Origin of the sequence: Anaerohalosphaera lusitana, assembly GCF_002007645.1 — a bacterium.
Lineage (GTDB): Bacteria > Planctomycetota > Phycisphaerae > Sedimentisphaerales > Anaerohalosphaeraceae > Anaerohalosphaera > Anaerohalosphaera lusitana.
Genome location: NZ_CP019791.1, coordinates 2,583,022 through 2,605,867, shown reverse-complemented (window position 1 = coordinate 2,605,867; position 22,846 = coordinate 2,583,022). Strand labels below are relative to the sequence as shown.

General features: G+C 52.2%; 18 protein-coding genes, 1 tRNA gene and 1 pseudogene. 16 read left to right on the top strand and 4 right to left on the bottom strand.

Annotated elements, in window-relative coordinates; genetic code table 11:
- Positions 1–68: 68 nt before the first annotated feature.
- A tRNA-Pro gene (locus STSP2_RS10580) sits at positions 69–143 on the bottom strand.
- A 112-nt stretch (positions 144–255) separates the two neighbouring features.
- Entirely contained in the window at positions 256–837 is a 582-nt protein-coding gene (locus STSP2_RS10575) for a sulfotransferase family protein (RefSeq protein WP_146662497.1), read from the bottom strand.
- Positions 838–999: 162 nt separating this feature from the next.
- On the opposite strand from STSP2_RS10575, the gene STSP2_RS10570 reads away from it, so the two are divergent.
- Together STSP2_RS10570 and rpiB are read left to right on the top strand one after the other, a co-directional pair.
- The gene (locus tag STSP2_RS10570; protein ID WP_169853138.1) at positions 1,000–2,109 is read left to right on the top strand and encodes an L-threonylcarbamoyladenylate synthase; all 1,110 of its coding nucleotides are present in this window, start codon (positions 1,000–1,002) and stop codon (positions 2,107–2,109) included.
- Positions 2,106–2,570: a ribose 5-phosphate isomerase B gene (gene rpiB / locus STSP2_RS10565; protein WP_146662493.1), complete on the top strand. Its 465-nt coding sequence runs from the start codon at positions 2,106–2,108 to the stop codon at positions 2,568–2,570. The genes STSP2_RS10570 and rpiB overlap by 4 nt, the downstream gene beginning before the upstream one ends.
- 196 nt (positions 2,571–2,766) lie before the next feature.
- On the opposite strand, the pseudogene STSP2_RS10560 reads toward rpiB, so the two are convergent.
- A pseudogene (locus STSP2_RS10560) lies at positions 2,767–3,732 on the bottom strand (acetyl-CoA carboxylase carboxyltransferase subunit alpha); the annotation flags it as partial.
- A gap of 225 nt (positions 3,733–3,957) precedes the next feature.
- On the opposite strand from STSP2_RS10560, the gene STSP2_RS10555 reads away from it, so the two are divergent.
- The 3 genes from STSP2_RS10555 to purQ are packed head-to-tail and all read left to right on the top strand — an operon-like array spanning position 3,958 to position 8,545.
- Positions 3,958–4,830 (top strand): prephenate dehydrogenase, encoded by an 873-nt coding sequence (locus STSP2_RS10555; protein ID WP_169853137.1) that lies wholly within the window; start codon positions 3,958–3,960, stop codon positions 4,828–4,830.
- A 56-nt stretch (positions 4,831–4,886) separates the two neighbouring features.
- The gene (gene purL / locus STSP2_RS10550) at positions 4,887–7,709 is read left to right on the top strand and encodes a phosphoribosylformylglycinamidine synthase subunit PurL (RefSeq protein ID WP_146664046.1); all 2,823 of its coding nucleotides are present in this window, start codon (positions 4,887–4,889) and stop codon (positions 7,707–7,709) included.
- A 23-nt stretch (positions 7,710–7,732) separates the two neighbouring features.
- On the top strand, positions 7,733–8,545 hold the full coding sequence (purQ, locus tag STSP2_RS10545) for a phosphoribosylformylglycinamidine synthase I (RefSeq protein ID WP_146662487.1): 813 nt from the start codon (positions 7,733–7,735) through the stop codon (positions 8,543–8,545).
- A gap of 36 nt (positions 8,546–8,581) precedes the next feature.
- Here purQ and STSP2_RS10540 read toward each other — a convergent pair whose 3' ends face one another.
- A complete protein-coding gene (locus STSP2_RS10540) occupies positions 8,582–8,992 on the bottom strand; it encodes a response regulator (RefSeq protein WP_146662485.1) in 411 nt (136 codons plus the stop codon).
- Between the two features lie 284 nt (positions 8,993–9,276).
- Between STSP2_RS10540 and STSP2_RS10535 the strand changes: the two genes are divergently transcribed.
- The 11 genes from STSP2_RS10535 (at position 9,277) to STSP2_RS10485 (ending at position 22,840) form a co-directional block, all read left to right on the top strand.
- Positions 9,277–10,503 (top strand): LL-diaminopimelate aminotransferase, encoded by a 1,227-nt coding sequence (locus tag STSP2_RS10535; RefSeq protein WP_146662483.1) that lies wholly within the window; start codon positions 9,277–9,279, stop codon positions 10,501–10,503.
- A gap of 34 nt (positions 10,504–10,537) precedes the next feature.
- The gene (gene folK, locus STSP2_RS10530; protein ID WP_169853136.1) at positions 10,538–11,614 is read left to right on the top strand and encodes a 2-amino-4-hydroxy-6-hydroxymethyldihydropteridine diphosphokinase; all 1,077 of its coding nucleotides are present in this window, start codon (positions 10,538–10,540) and stop codon (positions 11,612–11,614) included.
- On the top strand, positions 11,602–12,459 hold the full coding sequence (gene panC, locus STSP2_RS10525; RefSeq protein WP_146662479.1) for a pantoate--beta-alanine ligase: 858 nt from the start codon (positions 11,602–11,604) through the stop codon (positions 12,457–12,459). The genes folK and panC overlap by 13 nt, the downstream gene beginning before the upstream one ends.
- A gap of 60 nt (positions 12,460–12,519) precedes the next feature.
- A complete protein-coding gene (gene panD / locus STSP2_RS10520; protein ID WP_146662476.1) occupies positions 12,520–12,876 on the top strand; it encodes an aspartate 1-decarboxylase in 357 nt (118 codons plus the stop codon).
- A gap of 9 nt (positions 12,877–12,885) precedes the next feature.
- On the top strand, positions 12,886–13,878 hold the full coding sequence (locus STSP2_RS10515; protein ID WP_146662474.1) for a prolipoprotein diacylglyceryl transferase: 993 nt from the start codon (positions 12,886–12,888) through the stop codon (positions 13,876–13,878).
- 109 nt (positions 13,879–13,987) lie between these two features.
- Positions 13,988–15,175, top strand: a complete 1,188-nt coding sequence (locus STSP2_RS10510) for a pyridoxal phosphate-dependent aminotransferase (protein ID WP_146662472.1) — start codon at positions 13,988–13,990, stop codon at positions 15,173–15,175.
- Positions 15,160–17,481 carry a hypothetical protein gene (locus STSP2_RS10505; protein WP_146662470.1) on the top strand — a complete coding sequence of 774 codons (2,322 nt, stop codon included), beginning with the start codon at positions 15,160–15,162 and terminating at the stop codon, positions 17,479–17,481. The genes STSP2_RS10510 and STSP2_RS10505 overlap by 16 nt, the downstream gene beginning before the upstream one ends.
- Positions 17,482–17,526: 45 nt before the next feature.
- Positions 17,527–18,231 carry a glycosyltransferase family 2 protein gene (locus tag STSP2_RS10500; RefSeq protein WP_146662468.1) on the top strand — a complete coding sequence of 235 codons (705 nt, stop codon included), beginning with the start codon at positions 17,527–17,529 and terminating at the stop codon, positions 18,229–18,231.
- Position 18,232: 1 nt separating this feature from the next.
- Positions 18,233–19,384, top strand: a complete 1,152-nt coding sequence (gene alr, locus STSP2_RS10495; RefSeq protein ID WP_146662466.1) for an alanine racemase — start codon at positions 18,233–18,235, stop codon at positions 19,382–19,384.
- A 23-nt stretch (positions 19,385–19,407) separates the two neighbouring features.
- On the top strand, positions 19,408–21,333 hold the full coding sequence (locus STSP2_RS10490) for a gamma-glutamylcyclotransferase family protein (RefSeq protein ID WP_146662464.1): 1,926 nt from the start codon (positions 19,408–19,410) through the stop codon (positions 21,331–21,333).
- A 115-nt stretch (positions 21,334–21,448) separates the two neighbouring features.
- Complete coding sequence (locus STSP2_RS10485; RefSeq protein ID WP_146662462.1) at positions 21,449–22,840, top strand: NAD-dependent malic enzyme; 1,392 nt, start codon at positions 21,449–21,451, stop codon at positions 22,838–22,840.
- Positions 22,841–22,846: the final 6 nt, after the last annotated feature.

The following is a 22,846-nucleotide window of genomic DNA, read 5'->3' as shown; positions in this document are numbered from 1 at the left end:
TTCAGGAAGCGGCAACCGCGGGCATGAAAAAAGCCCTGTAAACCATTAGTTTACAAGGCTTTAGTAAGTCGGGGTGACAGGATTCGAACCTACGACCTCCTGGTCCCAAACCAGGCGCTCTAGCCAAGCTGAGCTACACCCCGGACAATAAGATTTCGGATTCTACTAGGATTTGTTTGGCATTGCAAGCAAATGCATGCAAAAAAGTTGGGCTTTCAAACAATTGTGCCCTAAAACCTTTTTCAGTTGGTGCATTCACTGCTTAACGTTTCTGTGCAGCGTCGGGTCGACCACTTCCGCCATTTTCTGAGGATCAACGCGTCCATCCAGAAAATCCGCGATAAGGCGGCATTGCTCAAGCGGCTGTTCTATCATTTTCCGGTGTTCGATATGCAGCACGGAGAAGTTTTTTTTGGTCGAAATCCAGGAATCAAAGGCGGCGAGCTCTTTCTCGAAGGCCTTTATCATGGCCTCGTCGGGGATACCGCCCCCCTTCTTACCCAGCCGTTCGAGCATCTTCTTCTGGGATGCGATGACCTCCTCCAGGGGCCGGTCCATGAAGATGACGTGGTAATTACGGTCCTCCGGCAGGTCATACAGAAGTCGATATATCATCTTGACGGCCTTGCCAGGTGCCTGCTGAAGCCAGGAAGGGTCCTCTTTTGTCTTTTTGACGGCCTCGAATTCATAATAGCCCCTGGGATTGTCCACATCTGCGCTGCGAATGTGATCCGTGAGAATGGGAATTCCGCCGGCTTCCAGCGCCTGCATCATCATGGAGGTCCCAGAACGGGGCAAGCCGGAGACTATTGTTATAAATTCATCGTTTTCAGGCATTTAGATCGAACCATTCAGAAAAATTTTACAAACAATTAACCCAGAGTTTACGCTGAGCTTATATCGGTGTCAAATGCAAACGACTTTAGAGCATAGACTTCCGTATTTTTGTTAGATTTTAATCAGTTTTCGTGTATATTCGCGGGCATGCAGACAGAATTGATGACTCTTAGCAAACAAAACAGGGCCGAAGCCATACGCAGAGCGGCCAAAACCGTTGAAAATGGTGGGCTGGTTGCTTTTCCCACCGAAACAGTTTATGGGATTGCCTGCCGTGCAAAGGAGGACTCCATTGCACGACTCGATGACGTTAAGGGCCGAGCCCCGAAAAAACGTTATACGCTCCACATCGGTGAGGCTTCGCAGCTCGACCGTTACGTTCCGCATGTACCATATCGGGCTCGAAAACTGGTCGAAAAGCTGTGGCCTGGCCCTTTGACGATAGTATTTGACATCGCAACTGACAAGTATCAGGACCTGAAAAACCGGATCGGCGAAGAGAGTTTTTCGCTGCTCTACCGTGACGGGACACTCGGTGTAAGATGCCCGGACAATGCCGTTGCAGTGGAATTGCTCAAGACCGTCGTCTGGCCCACGGTAGCGCCCAGTGCGAATTACGCTGGTCAGCCCCCTGCTGTTACACCAGATGAGGTGCTTGCGTCCCTGAAGGGCAAGGTCGACCTTGTATTGACCGATCCGGGCGCACCTTGCAGAGAAGGCAAAGGCAGCACCGTGGTAAAAGTAAGCAAAGGTCGCCTTAGCGTCCTGAGAGAGGGAACATATACCGAGAAACAGCTCAATGAGCTTTCGGCGGTAAAGATCACTTTTGTATGCACCGGAAACACATGCAGAAGTCCGATGGCGGAGGCGTTTTGTCGGAAGTATTTGTCGGAAAAACTCGCCTGCGGTATTGACGAAGTGAGCGAAATTGGTTATAAAATTGCGTCAGCGGGGGTTGGGGCATGGCCCGACAGACCTGCAAGTGAGCAAGTATGCCGGATTTGTCAAATTCGCGGCATTGATGCAACCCCCCATCGCAGCCATCTGCTCACCCGCGACGACGCTCTAACGAGCGATTTTATATTTGTGATGACCGAGAGTCATCGTCGACATATTCTGGAAATGTTTCCTGAAGTTGAGAGTAAATGTCTGCTGCTTAGTGCAGAAGGTGACATTCCCGACCCCATCGGCGGTGGCGACGAAGTATATCGAGTGTGTGCCGAACGTATTTATGAGGCGCTTAAGGAAAGAATAGACGAGGTTTTGCTATGAAAATTGCCGTTGCAAGTGATCACAGAGGAATCAAGGCAGTCGAACAGATAAAGGCTACTGTTGCAGAGCTTGACCATGAGTACATAGACCTTGGCTGCTGTAATGACCACCCCGTGGACTATCCGGATGTGGCTTATCTGGCGGCAGAAGCTGTATCCAGCGGTAAAGTGGATCGTGCGGTCCTGGTGTGCGGCACTGGCATTGGAATGAGTATCGCGGCCAACAAGGTCAAGGGCGTCAGAGCAGCGCTGTGCTTTGACGAACTGAATGCAAAGATCTCCCGTCAGCACAATGATGCAAACGTTCTTTGCATGTCCGGCGACCTGCTCGGCAATACGATGCTTCGCAAAATGGTAGAAACCTGGCTGACCACCGAATTTCTGGGTGGACGTCATAAGAGGCGCGTCAGCAAGATAGCCGCAATTGAAGAAGGTAAAGATCCTCGAACGGTGACTGATTAACGTTCGAAACAGGCATAAAGAAAAGGCCGCCCAGTGTCACTGGAGCGGCCTTTTTTAATATCTTAAATTATCTCGGTTATGCTTTCATTCGCTGCTTCTGAGCCTTAGTGGCCTGTTCAAGCTGTTTTTTTACGGACAAGTTATCCGGCAGCTCTTTTTCCTGAGATTTGCTTTGGGCAACAGTCTGGAAAGCGTTTCCAAGCTTTCTGAGTTTTTCGTACCTGGCATCGAGGAGATTGTCGATCTTCTGCCGTTTGCAGTCACGTAAAGCCTTGAGAATGTACTGCTCGACATTGTATATAGTGTCATGCACATTTCTGTGGGCACCGCCCAGCGGTTCCTTGATGACTTCGTCCACCAGGTTAAGCTTCTTGAGGTCGGTGCTGGTCAGCTTCAATGCGTCGGCGGCTTCGTTCGCCTTCGAGCCGTCACGCCAAAGGATCGCTGCACAACCTTCCGGTGAAATGACAGAATAGTATGCATATTCGAGAATTGCGATCTGATCCCCTACTCCGATACCCAGAGCTCCGCCTGAGCCGCCTTCGCCTATGACGATGCATATGATAGGCACTTTCAAGCGGGACATTTCCATGAGATTGAGGGCGATAGCCTGCGCCTGCCCGCGTTCTTCGGCTCCGATGCCCGGATATGCTCCCGGCGTATCAATGAATGTGACTATCGGCAGGCCGTATTTCTCAGCGAATTTCATCTTCAAGAGTGCTTTTCTATAGCCCTCAGGGTTCGGACAGCCGAAATTGCACTCGATCTTTTCTTTGGTCTCGCGACCCTTATTCTGGCCGACGATCATCACTTTTTCATGACCGATCTGGCCCAAAGCTGTCACGATCGCGCGGTCGTCACCGAAAAGGCGGTCGCCGTGCAGCTCGCGAACGTCCTTAACCATATGGTCGAGGTAGTCGGTAAACAAAGGCCTTTGAGGATGACGTGCGACCTGTACAGTCTGCCACGGGTTCAGACTTGAATATACCCTTTTGAGCTCCTTGGTCTGGGCCTTCTGAAGCTGCCTGATCTCGGCAGAAAAGTCCAGCCCCTTCGTTTGGGCCTGCTCCTTGAGCTCGACCACCTGCCTATCGAGCTGAGCAACTGTCTCTTCGAACGGCAAATACTGGTTAACTGTGTTGTTATCGTTTTGACCAGCCATATTATTATTTTACCCTATGTTGTTAGCAATACATACTAAAAAAGATTCGCCTTTGTGAGCGAATCAGGTTATTGTTTTTGCCGGTTCCGTCGGCAACATGCATTTCGGGCGATTATGATACCAATTTGGTGGGATAAATGAAAGAAAAAAATTGACATAGAGGGCATTTCGGGATAACTTCTTAGGCGTTCGTCCTTTCTTCCGTATTTCTCTAAGGCTATGTTTATGAAGAATTTACAGCAAATCACTGTCATTGGAATGGGCCTGCTTGGCGGATCGGTGACTTTGAGCATTTTGCGGTCGCTCAACGGTGTCAAGGCCGTGGGCTACAGCCACAGGGAAAGCACGAGAAATCGAGCCAGAGAGCTGTGCATCGCCAGCGAGATCGCCGACGACATGAACGAAGCTGTCAAGGGTGCGGATATCGTCATTCTCGCTACACCGATTTACACATTCGAGCGGATATTCAAAGAGATAGCTTCGAGCATAAAGCCCGGGGCAATAATCACAGATGTCGGGTCCACGAAGGTACTGCCTCACAGATGGGGCGAGAAGATATTCTCAAAGGATGTCGCCTACGTCGGATCGCACCCCATAGCGGGCTCGGAGAAAAGCGGCGTGGACTATGCTCGTGATGATCTGCTTGTCGGTGCCAAGTGTATTGTAACCCGCAAGAAGAAAACTAACGAAGAAGCAGTAAAGACTTTGGTGCAGTTCTGGGCCGCTCTCGGTTCGCGGGTCAGTGTGATGAGCCCTGCCGAGCACGATCGGATTTTCGGCAGCGTAAGCCACCTGCCGCATGTGGTCGCGGTGGCGCTGGTAAATGCAAGCAACTTCGAGCAGCTCAAGTATGCAGGCAAAGGATTCATCGATACATCAAGGATCGCGTCGGGGCCGTCAAACGTCTGGAGCGACATACTTCTGAGCAATACGAGCAACACGGCACGCGGCATTGACCGGATGATAAAGCAGTTGAGTACGATCAAGGAAGCAATTGAAAAAGATGATCAGCGGAAGCTAGCGAATCTGCTGGAAAAGGCGCGGACTAAACGCGCGGAATTGATAGATTACAAGATCAGTAAGAAGGAACTATTGTGAGACAATGGCGTTTTGAGATTTCGAGCAGGCACGGCTTTCCGGATGTTCACGGCCAGATGGTGCTCGAAGATATACAGGAACTCGGCATCAGTTCTGTCAAGGCAGTACATTTTACGCATGTATTTTTGATCGAGGCTGAGTTCGATGGCGAGTTCGCACAGCGCGTAGGCGAAGAGCTGCTTACGGATACTGTCTACCAGCAGTTTGAGATCGGTCGAGCCCCCCTGCCGGCAGGACTTGAGAACGCGACAGTGATCGAAGTGCACCTCAAAAGCGGCGTTACGGATCCCGTTGCAAGATCGGTCGTTACCGCCCTTCAGGATATGGGTGTTACGCCGGGCTCGGTGAGAACCGCCCGCAAATTCGTCATGGAAGGTAACATCTCGACAGCCGACCGTGACAACATCGTCAAGCGTGTTCTTGCCAACGACTGCATCGAGGATGTTATCTTCGGCAGTGATGCAGAGCCGCCCAGCCCGCATACCGAGCCTTATGCTCTGAAAATCACCGAAGTGCCTATTCGTGACCTGGACGATGAGCAGCTCGAGAAGCTCAGCAAGGACATGGACATGTTCCTGAATTTGACCGAGATGCACACCATTCAGAATTACTACAAGCAGATCGGCCGTGAGCCGCGGGACGTTGAGCTCGAGACGATCGCACAGACCTGGAGCGAACACTGCGTACACAAGACGCTGACAAGCAGCGTAGAGCTCGATCACGACGGGCAGAAAGTGGAATACAAGAATCTGCTCAAGGACACAGTTTTCAAGGCCACCAAGGACCTCAACAGGGACTGGTGCATTTCTGTATTTGCAGACAATGCCGGCGTTGTGGAATTCGACGATGATTCGGCGATATGCTTCAAGGTTGAAACGCACAACCACCCTTCCGCGTTGGATCCGTACGGCGGAGCTGCGACGGGTATAGGCGGTGTGATAAGGGACCCGATGGGGACAGGCCTGGGCGCGAAGCCGATAGCCAACACGGACATATTCTGTTTCGGCGAGCCCGATATGGAACTGGAAGATGTACCCAAGGGCGTGCTGCATCCGCGACGCATCATGAAAGGCGTCGTGTCGGGAGTTCGCGATTACGGCAACCGCATGGGTATTCCGACTGTGAACGGTGCGATATACTTCGACGACCGTTATATTGCCAATCCGCTGGTATTCTGCGGCAATCTTGGGATCATGCCGAAAGACAAGTGCTTCGGCCAAGCGAGCAAAGGTGACTATGTCATCGTGGTCGGCGGCAGGACCGGAAGAGACGGTATTCACGGCGCGACCTTCAGCAGCGGTCAGATGACGCATGAGCACGAGGACATATTCTCGCATGCTGTGCAGATCGGTGATGCGATTGTCGAGAAGAAGGTGCTCGATGTACTGCTGCAGGCCCGCGAACAGAACCTTTACGATGCTATCACCGACTGCGGTGCAGGCGGACTGAGCAGTGCGGTAGGCGAAATGGGCGAAGAGATCGGCGTCTCGGTTGACCTGGAAAAAGTGCCGCTGAAGTACGCGGGTCTGAACTATACGGAAATATGGATAAGTGAGGCCCAGGAGCGTATGGTGATTTCCGTCAAGCCGGAGAACGTCGAGAAAGTGACCGCACTCTTTGCGTCAGAAGACGTCGAAGCGACCGTGATCGGCCAGTTCACCGGCGACAATCAGTTGACGCTCAAATATGACGACAAGGAGGTTGGTCAGCTAGGCATGGAATTCCTGCATAGCGGAATTTGCAAGCCGTTGAAGAAGGCTGTTTGGAAGACTAAGGATCTAAGCGAGCCTAAACTTAGCGAAAAGGACAACTACAACGATGATCTGCTTGCGATACTGTCTTCTTATAACGTAGCGAGCAAGGAATGGGTCATCCGCCAGTACGATCATGAGGTGCAGGGTGCGAGCGTGGTCAAGCCTTTGGTGGGCATTGCCAATGACGGGCCCGGGGATGCTGCTGTGATCAAGCCCAAATTCGATTCTAACAAGGGAACCGCGCTTGCTTGCGGCATGAATCCGCTATACGGCGACATCGATCCCTACTGGATGGCACTGTCGGGTATCGATGAGGCGATACGTAACATAATTTCGGTTGGCGGTCGGCCAGACCGGATCGCGATACTGGACAACTTCTGCTGGGGCGATTGCAACAAGCCCGAGACAATGGGTGCACTCGTTCGAGCATGCCAGGCGTGCTATGACGGCGCGATGGGCTTCGAAGTACCGTTCATCTCGGGTAAGGACTCGCTCAACAATGAATTCGTATGCGATGACGGGACGGAGATCGCGATCCCGCCGACATTGCTGATCAGTGCGATGACGCTGGTGGATGACATAGACAAGTGCGTCACGATGGATGTGAAGAAGCCGGGCAATCTGCTTTTTGCTGTCGGGCTGACGAAAAATGAGCTTGGCGGATCGCATTTCTATAAAGTCAACGGCAAGCTCGGTGCGAACGTACCGACCGTCGATATTTCGGCATCCGCACAGACCGCAAAGCGTATCTATGAAGCGATCCAGGCGGGTCTTGTCAGAAGCTGTCACGACTGCTCTGAAGGCGGGCTGGCGACAGCTTTGGCTGAGATGGCATTCGCGGGCGGATTCGGCATTGATGCCGACCTTCGCGGGCTGGCAAAGACTGACGACTGCGTCGAGACGCATGCTCAGCTTTTCAGTGAGTCGAATTCGCGGTATGTTGTCGAAGTCGAGCCGGCGAATTATGATGCTTTCGCCAAGCTAATGGTGAATACGCCGTTCGGTCAGATCGGCGAAGTGGTTGCGGACAAACGATTGGCGATCTCTGACGCGAAGCAGAAAAAGGTTATCGACGCCGACATTGACACACTGAAGGAAGCATGGCAGAAACCGCTCAATTGGTAAGTTTTTAACGGATCAGAATACAAATGAAACAGGTTAAAGCATTAGTACTGCGTGCGGCAGGCATAAATTGCGACTATGAATCGGTTCACGCTCTCGAGTTGGCGGGAGCAGCCGCGGACAGAATACATATAAACCGTGTGATCGAGAACACCGATCTGCTCAAGGAATACCAGATACTGCTGTTCCCGGGCGGCTTCAGCTATGGTGACGATGTCGCTGCTGGCAAGATACTTGCGAATCAGATCGTTCATCATTTATCCGAGCCGCTGACGCAGTTTCTTGCTGACGGTAAGCTGATGCTGGGCATCTGCAACGGATTCCAGGTACTTGCGAAGACCGGCATACTGCCGGGATTTGCGGACGATCGCGCCGGTAATAAGAGCGTCACGAACCTCACTGAGCCGGCGGTCAGCGTGATTGACAACGACAGCGGCAAATTCGAGGACCGCTGGGCGTACCTCCAGAGTGAGAGCGAGCACTGCGTGTTCATCAAGAAAGGCCAGCGGATATATCTGCCGGTCGCACATGGCGAGGGTAAGGTCGTCACGCGCGACGAATCGGTTCTGTCGAAGCTTGAAAATGAGGACCATATCGCATTCAGATACGTCGATGCGGACGGCAAGGTGGGCGGCTTCCCGGTCAATCCGAACGGCTCGTTCAACTCCATCGCGGGTCTGACCGATTCAACGGGGCGAGTGCTGGGCCTGATGCCGCATCCGGAGCGATTTGTGAGAAGGACGCAGCACCCTCACTGGACCAGACTCGAAGGCGACAGCGAAGCGGATGGAATGATCATCTTCAACAACGCCGTTGAGTATGTGAAAAAGACTCTTTGATCGATTGAACGCCTTTGCACAAAGCGGAGGCGTTCTTTATTTAACGGCTTCTATCTTGATCAGACCGAGCTTTTCTATCTGCTCGATGAGATCTGCACGGCGGATGGGTTTTACGATATACCCTTCACAGCCCTTGCGGAACGCACCGAATATGTCTTCGGACTGCTGCTTCGCTGTGGTCATGATAACCTTTATGCAGTTGAGCCCTTCTATTCCTCGTTTGCTTTCGGCCTGGCGTATCTTTTCCAGCGCTTCCATCCCATCCATCTCCGGCATCATTATGTCCATACAAATTAGATCATAGGGGGTTCCGCTTTCGAGCGAAGAGACTACTTCTTCCAGAGCTTCCACTCCATTTTCCGCAACGGAACACTCAAAAAAGTCGCTCAAGTAAATTTGCATTAGTTTTTGCGCACTGCGGTCGTCTTCTACTATTAAACACTTCATTTTACGCACCTCTATTTTTTGAATTTTTGCTATCTCATTAGTAAATCGGTTCAAAAAACGTGCAGCTTAACGTTAAACTGACCCATATGTCCTTATTTGCGGTGTCACTTAGCACTTTTAGGATGTTAAGGTTGACTAATGACCTTCGCACCACTAGAATCAAGGGCTTTAGTGCGGTCTAGGCGGAAGATCTGCACTCTCATCGCTTCGGTTTGCATTGTCATGTCACAAGCGGTGTATGTTTAACTGACAACTGAGATGTTAATTCATTTAATGGTGAAACTATGATCAAGATCAATGAAAATTACCTCAAACTGCAGGCTGGTTACCTGTTTCCGGAAATTGGTAGACGTGTTTCCGAATTTGCGGAGAACAATCCTGATGCTGACATCATCAAGCTCGGTATCGGTGATGTGACCGAACCGCTGTGCCCTGCCGTTATCAAGGCCATGCACGACGCTGTCGATGAGATGGCGACGTCCGAAGGCTTTCACGGCTACGGTCCTGAACAGGGTTATGAATTTCTGACCGAAGCTATTCTGGCAAACGATTTCGCGCCGCGCGGAGTAAAGCTGGACAAGAGCGAGATTTTTATCAGCGACGGTTCGAAATGTGATACCGGCAATATCCAGGAGATCTTCGGACTGGACAACATCGTTGCAGTGACTGACCCTGTCTACCCCGTCTACGTCGACACAAACGTCATGGCCGGCAGGACGAGCAACGCGACTGAAGGCGGCCGATACGGCGGCATCGTCTATATGCCCTGCACAGCAGAGAACAACTTCGTCCCGGAACTGCCCTCGGAATCGGTAGATATGATCTACCTTTGCTATCCCAACAATCCGACCGGTGCAACCGCAACGAAGGATCAGCTCAAGAAGTGGGTTGATTATGCTCGCGAGAACAAGGCCCTTATCCTGTTCGATGCAGCCTATGAAGCGTTTATCTCCGATCCGAACATTCCGCACTCTATCTATGAGATCGACGGAGCGGAAGAAGTCGCGATCGAGTTCCGCAGCTTCTCGAAGACTGCCGGCTTCACGGGCACACGCTGTGCATTCACAGTTGTACCTAAAGCACTTAAAGCCTACACTAAGGCCGGCGAAGCGATCGACGTAAACGCAATCTGGAACCGCCGTCACAGCACCAAGTTCAACGGCTGCTCCTACATCACCCAAAAGGGTGCAGCAGCAGTCTATACGCCGGAAGGCAAGGAACAGATCCGCAATACGATCAACCTGTACATGGACAATGCTTCTCGTATCCGCAAGGCGCTGACCGAACTCGGTTACAATGTCTACGGCGGACAGAACGCTCCATACGTCTGGCTGCAGGCACCTGAGGGAATGAAGTCGTGGGAATTCTTCGATGCAGTTCTGAATAAGGCTCACGTAGTCGGCACTCCTGGCGCAGGCTTCGGTGCGGCGGGCGAAGGCTACTTCCGCCTCAGTGCATTCAACAAGCCGGAGATCGTAGACGAAGCGATGAAGCGTTTCGCGAAGATATAACTGAAAGTCGATGCCTTGCGCAAGGGGATCTGAATTGGCAGCATATGTTGGACTGGGCGGCAACCTCGGCGATACGGCCGTGAAGATTCGGCAAGCTCTGCAGAAGCTGGACAGCGCCGATACTCACGTTGTCCGGATCAGTAGCATCTATGAGACTGCCCCCCTTGCGAACAAGGATCAACCATCGTATCTCAATGCTGTAGCGGAGGTCAGGACAACCCTGACCCCGCAGCAGCTTTTCGGCAGGCTCGTTTCGATCGAAAATTCGCTTGGCAGAGCACGAAACGGCAGGTGGGAGTCACGAACCATCGATCTCGATCTGCTGATGCATGGCGATCAGATTTTCGAATCGCCGGGCCTGATAGTTCCGCATCCGCAAATGCACCTGCGCACGTTCGTCCTCAAAGGCATGTGTGAGATAGCAGCTGAGCTGCGGCATCCCACGACGGGCAGGACGATGCAGGAGCTTGCTGACAGACTTAACGGGCATGATTTCTGGCTCGATCCGGATCGGCCTCAGTTGATCTCTGTTGCAGGTGTTATCGGTGTTGGCAAGACGACTCTTGCAACGAAGCTGGCAGATAAACTTGGCTGCGGGGTACTAAGGGAGGCGTACGATACAAATCCTTATCTGCCGGCCGCATGTAAGGGGGACAGAGAAGCAGCACTGAAGTCCCAACTGTATTTCCTTGAAAGCCGTTATGAGCAGCTCAACGCGGACACACTGCCTTCCGGCAAGGTCGTGCTCAGTGATTATGTTTTTGCCAAGGATTCGTTATTTGCTGAGCGGACGCTGGATGCGGATCAGTTGAACGAATACAACACCAGGCATGCTCAGGTTGAGCGAGCTATCTCGGAACCAGTCCTTACGATATATCTCAAGGATACACCTGCGAGAATCCTGGAGCGGGTACAACAACGCAGCCGTCCTTACGAAAGTTCGATCAACGAAAATTCAATTGCAGAGCTAGGGGGTGATTATGACGAAATGTTCGCGGACTGGGCGCACAGTCCGCTTATAACTCTGGATGCAGCTCAGTTCAACTGCATGCAAAACGACCATGTAAGTGAACTCGCTTCCGAAATACGGTGCTATATATGCGAACGCTGACAACGATAGAAGAAATGCGGGCCTTCGTCAGAGATGCTCGAAGTCAGGGCAAATCGATCGGTTTTGTGCCGACTATGGGCGCACTGCATGCCGGGCATCTTTCACTGATACGCCGGGCTAAAGAAAAAAGTGATGTCGTTGTGGTGAGCATATTCGTCAATCCGACCCAGTTCGGCCCTTCTGAAGATCTGGAGGCATACCCGCGGGATATGGCAGCAGATCAGCAGAAGTGCCGTGATGAACAGGTAGATGCGATCTTTGCGCCGGCTGTAAATGAGATGTACCCGCAGGAAAATCTCACATGGGTCAATGTGGAGAGCCTGACCGACAAGCTGTGCGGGCGAAGCCGACCCGGCCATTTTCGCGGCGTAACGACCGTGTGTACAAAGCTGTTCAACATCGTCCAGCCCGATTACGCCTTTTTCGGCCAGAAGGACGGTCAGCAAGCCATTGTGATCAAGCGGATGGTCGCGGATTTGAATATGCCGCTGCAGATTGTTGTGTGCGATACGGTCAGGGAACCGGACGGGCTTGCGATGAGCAGCAGGAACAAATATCTTACGCCCGAGCAGCGACAGGACGCACCGCTGATATACAAGTCGTTGGCAGCCGCACGTGATGCGGTTGATCAGGGCGAACGTTCAACGGAAAAAGTCAAGCAGACGATTCAGAGTGTCTTAGCTGAATCCCAAGAGATCGAGCCCGAATATATCAATATTGTCGACCTTGATACACTTAGCGAACTACCGCAGATACAGGGCAAGGCATTGATCGCTATTGCGGCTAAGCTGGGAACGGCAAGGCTAATTGACAATATAATAGTTGACGCGAACACCCAGAAATAATAGATGTAATCATTATGGCAGAGCCAATTTTTTCTATTCACAAGTAAGGAACATTCAATAATGTTGTCAAAGGCATTAAAAGGCAAGATCCACCGAGCGACAGTTACCGGCACCAAGATCGATTACCCGGGCAGCGTGGGCATAGATGCCGATCTGCTTGAAGCAGCGAACATAAAGCCATATGAAGAGGTTCTTCTGGCAAACGTAACAAACGGCGAGCGACTCGGCACGTACTGTATACCAGCCCCGGCAGGCAGCGGTGAATTTACCGTACTAGGTGCGGCGGCCAGGCACTTTTCCGTCGGTGATATTGTAATCGTGATGAACTTTGCCTACTACACCGATGAGGAAATGGATTCGCTCAAGCCAAGCGTCGTCGTGCCGGACGAGAATAATAAGATCGCTAAGATTCTGTAAAGAGCTTCTATGCAGCCTGAGCTTTTCGAAATACCTTTCATCCATGTAACGCTTAAAAGCTACGGCCTGATGATGGTCATAGGCTTTCTGGTTGCGATGTTCGTCATGCGCCGTATGGCAGCGCATCAGGGTGAGGATCCGGCGAACATCTTGAATGTCGCCCTGTATTCACTGCTTGCGGGCGTGATCGGGGCAAGGCTCTTTTACGTCGTGCATCACGCTGAGAATATCGACAGCTTTGGCGAAATATTTGCGGTCTGGCAGGGAGGGCTCGAGTTTCTGGGGGGTGTTCTATTCGCCGCTGCGGTGGTAGGATCGTATCTGTGGTTCAAAAAGCTCAATGCCCGTAAATACGGTGATATGATCGCGGTGGGACTGATGATCGGCCTTGCGTTCGGACGGATAGGATGCTTTCTGAACGGCTGCTGCTTCGGCGCAATTACGGAAAACCCGCTTGGAGTGCAATTCCCTTACGGCTCCCCGCCGTACCAGAGCCAGGCATACCCTGATTCCGACCGTCAGAGAGATGAAGCTGTTCTTGACCTGCCGCCAGAGTATTATGGCGGCTTTGACGAACACGGCCACTGGGTTCCCGCTCAATCTGATGCTCAAAAGCACCATTACTATCTGAAACCCAAAGAAAAGCTGACAGAACAACAGCAGGAAGCCGTAAAAAACGTATATTCGTGCCGGCCCGTTCACCCCACTCAGCTCTATGCCAGTGCAAATGGACTTCTTCTTGCGGGTGTTTTGTTTTTATTTTGGCGGCGTTTCAGAGATGCAAAACCCGGCTGGACATTTTCGCTGATGCTCATCCTTTACGGCACGACCCGATTCGTGCTGGAGTCCATAAGAGCGGACAACCCCTTCGAATATGGATGGTGGGCACTTTACAAAGGCGGAACGGTGTCACAAAACATCGGCATTTACATGGTCATAACGGGCCTTGTTCTGTTTTATGTCTTCAACAGGATGAGCAGATCGTCACGTAAGCCCACCTAACAGGGATCAGAGCTGCCCGCACTTCCTTTTTGCTTGACGATTACTCCGGCATTGGGTCTAATACACCAATTTCAAATACAAAGATCACTCTGCGGAGGAAATAGCGACAATGAAGGTAAGCAAGAGAGCACAGTCGGTGCCGCCCTCAGCCACCATAGCCGTGACATCGCGAGCGAAGGAGATGGCAGCAGAGGGAATCGACGTCGTCAGCTTTGCGGCTGGTGAGCCTGATTTTGACACGCCGAATTTCATAAAAACCGCCGCTATCGAAGCTATAAATGCCGGGAAAACAGGCTATACAGCAGCGAACGGGATTCTGAAACTGCGTAACGCCATAGCCGAGAAACTCGCCTCAGACAACGAACTCGATTACACCCCCGACCAGATCATCGTCAATATCGGGGCAAAACACAGCGTTTATACTGCCCTTCAGGCGGTAATTGATCCCGGCGACGATGTTCTGCTGCCGGCCCCTTACTGGGTAACGTATCCTGAAGCTGTAAAGCTGGCTGGCGGCAAAGTCAAAGTAATTCACACAGAAAAAGAAAACAGCTACAAGCTCACGCCTGAACTTCTTGAGTCTTCGATAACCGACCGCACAGCACTGCTTATACTGAATTCACCGAACAATCCGGGCGGTTTCTCATATACACCTCAAGAGTTTGCCGACCTTGCCGAGGTTCTCGAGGACACCGACGTTATGGTGCTTTCCGATGAGATTTATGAAAAACTCGTATACGGCGGAACAAAGTTCGTCAGTTTTGCAGCGGTCAGCGATGACGCATACGAGCGTACCTTGACGATAAACGGATTCAGCAAGGCGTTCGCGATGACCGGCTGGAGGCTCGGTTACACGGCCGGCCCGCTCAGTGCTATTCGAGCGATGGGAAGACTTCAATCGCATATGACCTCAAATGCGGTAACGTTCGTACAGGAAGCGGCACTGGCTGCACTGGCGGATAAAACCGGTACGGTCGAAAGCATGAGGGTCGAATTTGAAAAACGCGGCAATTACATGGCCAAGCGGCTGAACGAACTGCCCGGCATCCAGTGCCATCAACCGACCGGGGCGTTTTACTGCTTCCCGGATGTATCGAGCCTTTACGGCAGAACGATGGGACAGGCACCGGTCAAGGACAGCATGAGCTTTGCGCAGGTTCTTCTGGAACAGGCCAATGTCGCTGTTGTGCCGGGCGAGCCTTTCGGCTGTCCCGATAATGTACGTTTGAGTTTCGCCTGCTCCACCGAGCAGATTGAAAAAGGATTGGATCGCATCGAAAAATGGCTGAGCAGTTAAAAATCAACAATGGATCTTTGTCTATCTGGGTCAGAGTTGTTTTCTGGGCGGGAGTGATTTTGTTCGCTCTGCAGGCTTCGACTCATATGGTTGCTGCAGGCGATACGTGGGTCGCCCTTGCATGCGGCAGGCATTTTGACAACCATGGCGTTGATACGGTCGAGCCGTTCAGCGCCAACAGCCACGAAGCGGGACCGACCGAGCAGCAGCTCGCGGAGTTTCCGGAGTGGAGCCATGATATCATCAAAAAGATACACCCCACCGGCTGGATCAACCAGAACTGGCTCACACATTTGCTGTTCTATAAAACAGCCAAGATATTCGGCGATGCGGGCGAGTTGAACTATGACACACTGGTCTATTGGAAGTTCGGAATCAACATCCTCGCTGCCATCTGCGTGTATTATTTTGCACGCCTGCTGGGTGTTACCATACCCGGTGCGGCGATCGCAGCAGCATTTGCAATGTATACAGCGAGGACATTTCTGGATATACGCCCTGCTGCGCATGCAAACCTGCTCGTGGCTGCATATCTGGTTATTTTAGGGCTAACGACATATCGAAGCGCGCTTTTCGCGTGGCTTTTGGTTCCACTGACAGCGCTCTGGGCCAACCTGCACGGCGGCTATATTTACGTTTACATCATGCTCGTGCCCTTTTTCACTATTCATCTTCTGGGCAACTTCATCCTCAAAGACAGGCTTGTGGCGATCGAGCTTAAGAAGCTGTGGCACATAGTCGGTGCGGGACTGGCGTCTTTCGTTGCGATGGTGATCTTCAATCCCTTCCACCTGACCAATCTGACGCACACCTTCATCATCAGCGTGAGCGAACATGCCGAGTCCTGGAGAACTGTCAACGAATGGCACCCAGCATTCGAATGGGAAAACCCTGTCGGGCAGGAAACCGCCTTTCTCGTACTGTTCATTATCATGTGGATCGCCCTTGCAGCATGGATCTTAGTCAGATTCCTACGACCAAAAGTCAAAGCCAGAAAACGAGCCAAAGTGACGTATGCTGAGGGAGAATATAGCTGGCCAAAGATCGACCTTGCGATGATCGCTGTCGCCGCCGCAACAGTTTACATGGCTGTGCAGATGAGGCGATTCATACCGATCGCAGCCTTTGCCGCCTGCCCTGTCGTTGCAATGTTCATCGAGCAGACTATTGCCATGGTGCTGGCTAGAAAGCGCTACAACGAAGGTCGAGGCCTGAATCTGCCCGTCATACCGCGTAAAATGGGTACCGGAATCGTCATTGCCGGTGCGGTTATCCTGATAGCTTTTACATCCATCTGGGGTAAACAATTCAAACGCGTATACCTCGATCCCTGGCCCACCGACAGCGAACGAACCAGTATGTTCATGCGGATGACCGCTTCGGGGCTCAAACCGATAGATGTGTGCGACTTCATAAACATGAACGATATAAGCGGCAATATGTTCAACTTCTGGACCGAAGGCGGCGCGATAGCATTCGGGCAGGACCCGGACCCGGAAACAGGCAGAACTCCGCTGCAGTTGTTTATGGACGGCCGCGCACAGGCAGCCTACGATCATTCCAAGTTCATCCTCTGGCGGCAGTTGTACGGAGGCGGTACGCGACTGGCGTACAAGCTGCGACGGTCCGGTCGAATGGCGGATGCGGATCAGTTACGCAAGATCGGAGATGCGCTCGATGAAGAGATGAAGAAACGCGATATCTGGGTATTGCTGCTGCCCGAACGCGAGTTCAGGCCCGAAAGCAATCCATATAGAGTGAACTACCTGCCCAAGGCCCTGCCGAGACATCCCAACTGGCAGCTTGCGTACGCCGACCCGCATCAGATCATGTATGTCGACATATCCACGGATCAGGGCAGGAAACTGGTGGCGGGAGCTATTAACGGCACTACGGAATTCCCGACTGAGCTTTCGAAACAGTTGACGCTGGCCCGTCTTAAATCCGGACAGCGAAACCCTGCTGCCAGGCGTCGGGCATTCGAGCACGCAATGCAGGCGTTTGAGATAAATGCTGAGCCGGCCACAGCCGGTCTGCTGTATAATCTGGCACTGAATCATCGCGAATTGCGGGACAGCATCGCTACCGAAATGCGTTCGTTCCTCGAGGAATTCGAGAAAAACAAGCTGATGCTCAAAAACCAGGATGGATATGGGGAAAGATTGGCTGCGGCCTCATTAAGTGCCGCCCTTTTGGCCGATATATATAAGAGACAGCAGCAACCCGACCTTGCTGATGAGTACAAACAACTCAATGAGAAGTTCAAAGCAGAGCAAGGCGAGTTAATTAGTAAGATTAAGTGGTAAATGACCCGATTAATGATCGGTTAACTATTTCCAGTTTTGCCAAAAATGACTAAAACCTCCCCGTCAATCAGTGCATTTTTCCCTTGTTACAACGAGCAGGAGAATATCGAAAAGCTCGTCCGCAAGACCGAAGAAGTTCTCGAGTCGCTGACCGATGATCACGAAATAATAATCGTAAATGACGGCAGCGTCGACGGAACCGCTCAGATCGCCGACAGCCTTGCTGAGGAGATATCTTCGGTAAAGGTTGTCCATCACAAAACAAACTCGGGTTACGGTGCCGCCCTTCAGTCCGGCTTTGAAGCTGCCTCGAAGGAGCTGATATTCTATACCGACGGCGACGGGCAGTTTGACGTCGGCGAGCTCAAAGACATTCTGCCGCTGATCGAGGATTGCGATATCGTAAGCTGCTATCGTCTCAAGCGTCAGGAAGGAACTATTCGCAAGATAAATGCTTACTGCTGGGGTGTTCTGGTAAACTTTGTCTTTCATATGAAGCTGCGCGATATTGACTGTGCGTTCAAGTTGTACCGCGCCAGGGTATTCGAGAATATGCCTATGAAAAGTACCGGCGCTCTCATAGACACTGAGGTCCTGGCTCGGGCGAGCCGTAGGGGTTTCAAAATAGTCCAGCACGGTGTACACCACTACCCGCGTACTGCAGGCGCGCCAACCGGCGCAAGCCCGGCAGTCATCCTCCGTGCATTCAAGGAATTGTTCATACTCAGGAAAGATATCTTAAGCAGTTAAGATGCGTTTATACCGATCACAAAGATTCATAAGGCCCGACCTGGAGTGCCATATCTCATCAAAGGCCCTCAAGCACAACGTCCGCAATCTAAAGAGCCTGTGCAAGGATGGCACGAAGTATTGCGCGGTCGTAAAAGCAAACGCCTACGGTCATGGAATCGCCGAGGTTGTGAACATCCTGAAAACCGAGGACGTCGACTTTTTCGCGGTGAACAGCTTCTACGAGGCCCTGCATATCGACACCCTGATCGACAGGCAGTCTATACTGATTTTCGAAGCTGTTTACCCTTCCCAGCCCAGGGAGCAGATACTTATAAGTGCCGAACGAGGTTTCCACTGCCCCGTCGCGTCCGCGGACGCTGTCAACTTCATTCAAGATGTGCTGGAAGGGTCCAGCCACGTGTTCAACGCACACCTGAATATCGAAACCGGAATGAGCAGGTGCGGCCTGGATCAGAACGAAGCACAAACGCTGATCGATCTGATCGACCAGGCCCCGAATGTAAGGCTGGCCGGTATTTACACCCATTTTGCAACTGCTGACGAAGTCGAGCTTGACTATGCGTATGAACAGCTTCGGCGTTTCGAAGACTTTCTTGGCACTGCGAGCATCCGCAAAAGAAAAGACGTTATAATTCACGCATCGAACAGCGCAGCCACGATCAAAATGCCCGAGGCCAACTTTGACATGGTTCGCTGCGGTATAAGCATGTACGGTTACTATTCGCGTCCCATGACTGACCCGCCAATTAAGCTATCTCCTACGATGAAGCTCCAGGCTCCGATCGCTCGGCTCAAGCATATTCCCGCAGGACATTCTGTCAGTTACGGCCGTTCCTTCGTACCCTACAGGGATACGGTCGCCGCGATCGTTCCGCTTGGATATGCGGACGGCTACTGGCGGTGCTTCTCGAACAAGGCGCCAATGATGGTGGGCGAACATGTAGGCAAAGTAATCGGAAGAGTATGTATGGACCAGCTTCTGCTGGACGTCACCGATGTACCCGGTGTCGCTGTCGGCCAGATGGTAACGATTATCGACGACAAACATGACTCGCCCTGCGGCGGGTACGCACTGGCGGATCTTGCCGAGACCATCTGCTATGAGATACTCACAAGCGTACATGCGCACGTCAGCAGGATCGTGCATTAGCCGCCGTCAGGGGGAAGATACTTATGGACAATGATCGCTACAATCTTTTCGTTTACGGCTCGCTGCGGGACCCCAATATCCTAAAGTCGGTTTGCGGCTATAGTTTCAGCCTGAAAAAGAACCCGCGCGGGCCGCAGGTCCTCCATGCCGAACTGGCCATACTCCCCGGCTATCAGAAAGTAAGTCCGGACAATGTTTACTATTATGCAACTCCGCAGCAAGGCGGCAGGATCGAGGGCTTTCTCATATACGGATTGCCCGCCTCAGCCGTGGAAGAGGTCGATGCATACGAGGGCAAATTCTACGACCGCGGGACCGTAACCGTAAATACTGCAAGTGGATCCGTAGAGTCGCTCGCATATCTGGGGAGCCTAGAGTCGCTGGCACGCAAGTTCGGCGACCGCTGGCACGTCAATCTTATACATGAACTATGGCTGCGAAAGCGCATCACCAACTTTTTCAAGAGCAGGACACGGCCGGGCGAAAAATCACACGACGCTGAAGTCGAACGACGAGCGAGGCGAGAACTGCTTGGTACCACCGAGCGTGACCTGGTCATCAGCCACCTCGGCAGCGATGTCGTAAGCGACTTCTATCTCGAAAATGAGCTGGATCGTCCGTTCCCGACTATTCGCCATCTTTTCGACGACGACGAGGCGCGGCCGTATCTGCCGAACTACGTCGCCCTGGTCATCAAACAGATCATCCTGAACCAGTTCGAACACAAGCTGCACAGCCGTTACAGATATGACCTGGAGCAGTTGGGCCCTTCACGCCGTTTCTACACACGCTCGATCAGCCTTCTGATAGCGCTAAGAATGATCAACGCGAATCCGCAGACCGTCGACCTTATCCTCGGACGCGGGCTGGAAACCATGCCGCTGGATGGCAATTATGACCTGCTCGATTACGTCAAATACGCGATCAGAGCTGCCGACAGCATGTTTGACTCTCGTGTAGGCAGAAGCGAACTTTTCAAGATTCACAACAACTGTCAGCCCGGCCTGACGCCGCTCGGTGCGGAAGTTGAACTGAGCAATCTGGGCTTCAAAGCTATTTCCGAAAAGAACGGCGAAAAGGATAGCGTTTTTGACAATTTCCAGTATTTCAGCGATTTCGGCCTGGATATCATGACCTGGAAGCTGGGCGGTTACATAGACGATCACAGCGGCGACAGCGATCCGGATGGCAAACGCGGCTTTCTGGAACTTGCACCGGGAAGATTAAGCAGGCTCGGAGATCTCTCAAAGCCCGCAACCAATGACCCCTGGATTCTCAATCAGTTGATCAAGGAAACAACGAAATTTTACCCGATCGGCCCGCACAGTCTGCATATTTCACTGCAGCTTCGAAAAAGGCAGATCGGCAAACAGAAGGTGCTTCGTCCGGGTTTCGTCAAATGCCTGCTTGCACTCGGCGGAGATCCGCAAAGGCTTATGTCCGGCAAGATGTGGATATCACGAATGGGCCATGACGAGATCAAACAATACAGGCCGGATGAAGAGCTTGTTTTTGCCCGAACCAGCAAGAGAAAATACCATCGCAAAAACGACTTCATGGTCGACCACCTGCACACTTTCGCTCCGACATACGTACAGCAGTACAAATTCATCAGGCTTAATTCGCGCGCTAATTTCGAACCGCTGATACTGGCATTGAAGGGCCTGCAGATCTCCTGCAATCCCGCCGATTATCTGACTATTGCACAACTCGAGGGCAGTCAGAACCTGCGAAATATCTATGCCGAACTAAAGGACTGGGCCAATGCGCCAACGCCTATCAATCGCAATGTCTGCCGGGAATTTCTGCAGGCCGTTCAACACGGGCTCATGAACGAAGGCCATCACAAGCCAGTCCATAAACTCCACTATATCGACTGGGCACTTTCAGCGACTGATGTCCAGTTGAGGCTATTCAACAAGCAGCTCGCTGAAAACACACGCAGATAAACACCTCACAATTCTCCGGTACGCGCTTTTACTTCTTAGCGGTTGACTTTTCGAGCCGCATAGAATATAAGACTGCTTCTTGTCTTTGAAATCTGATTAATTTCGGGGTTACATTATGTTTTTAGAAGGAAGTAGCTGGCAGGAACGTTATGGTGCAAATGAGATTTTCTCGCTGAGATGTCAAATGGCGGACAAGCCTGGCATACTGGGAAAAGTCACCAGCGTTATAGGAGATGTCGGTGTACATGTCGGCAGTATCGACCTGGTGGAAGTTGACGACCAGACGCAGGTTCGCGATATACTCATCTACTGCAAGAGTAAGGATGAGGTCGCAAAGACCGTTCAAGGCATCAACGCTCTAGATGATGTTGAAGTTGTCGATCAGGTTGACGAGATCATGGAGATCCATCGCCGAGGGGCAGTGGAGATGGTCAGCCGCATCCCGATACAGAGCCTTACCGACTTGCGAATGGTCTACACCCCCGGCGTTGCAAGCGTATGCAAGGAAATTCAGAACAATCCCGAATCCGCCTGGGATTGGACCGGACTCTGTGACCGCGTCGCGATAATCACTGACGGAACAGCAGTTCTGGGTCTTGGGGATATCGGCGTAGTTCCCTCCCTGCCGGTAATGGAAGGCAAGGCTGCCATATTTGCTGAATTTGCGAATCTCAGCGCTATCCCGATCCTGGTTGATTCGAAGGATCCGAAGACAGTCATCGAAACATCTTTGAATATCGCTCCGAGCTTCGGCGCGATCCAGCTCGAAGACATCGCAGCTCCTGCATGCTTTGAGATCGAAGAGGCCCTTCGCGAAAAGCTGGATGTGCCCGTATTCCACGACGACCAGCACGGAACAGCGACCGTCGTACTCGCGGCCCTTATCAACGCAATCAAAGCCACCGGCAAGAAGACCGAGGACTGCAATGTTATAATGCTCGGCGCGGGCGCAGCAGGCATCGCGATCTCGAAGATCCTTCTGGACTTCGGCGTCAAGGACATCGTAGTCTACGACTCTACCGGCCCGATCTACAAGGGCCGTACCGAGAGAATGACCAAGTATAAGGACAGGCTCGCGGACATAACCAACAAGCAGGGACAGACCTGCCCACTCGCTGAAGGCTTTAAGGACAAGGACATCTTCATCGGCGTCGCTCAGCCTAACATGGTAAGCAAGGAAATGGTCGCCTCGATGAACCCCGACCCCATCTGCTTCCCGCTCAGTAATCCTGTCGGCGAGATCAGTGCCGAAGACGCCATCGATGCCGGAGCTGCAGTATACGCCGATGGCCGGGGCGTTAATAACGCTCTCGCATACCCAGGCATCTTCCGTGGAGCTCTCGACGTTCATGCCGACGCTATAACTTTGAGCATGCAGATCGCTGCTGCGAAGAAGCTTGCCGAGATCGCGGACGAGGACTGCCTGCTGCCCGACATGCTGGACCGTAATGTCCACAGGCAGGTTGCGGACGCAGTTGCAGCCGACTATCTCAACAGTAAAAAATAGAACGCT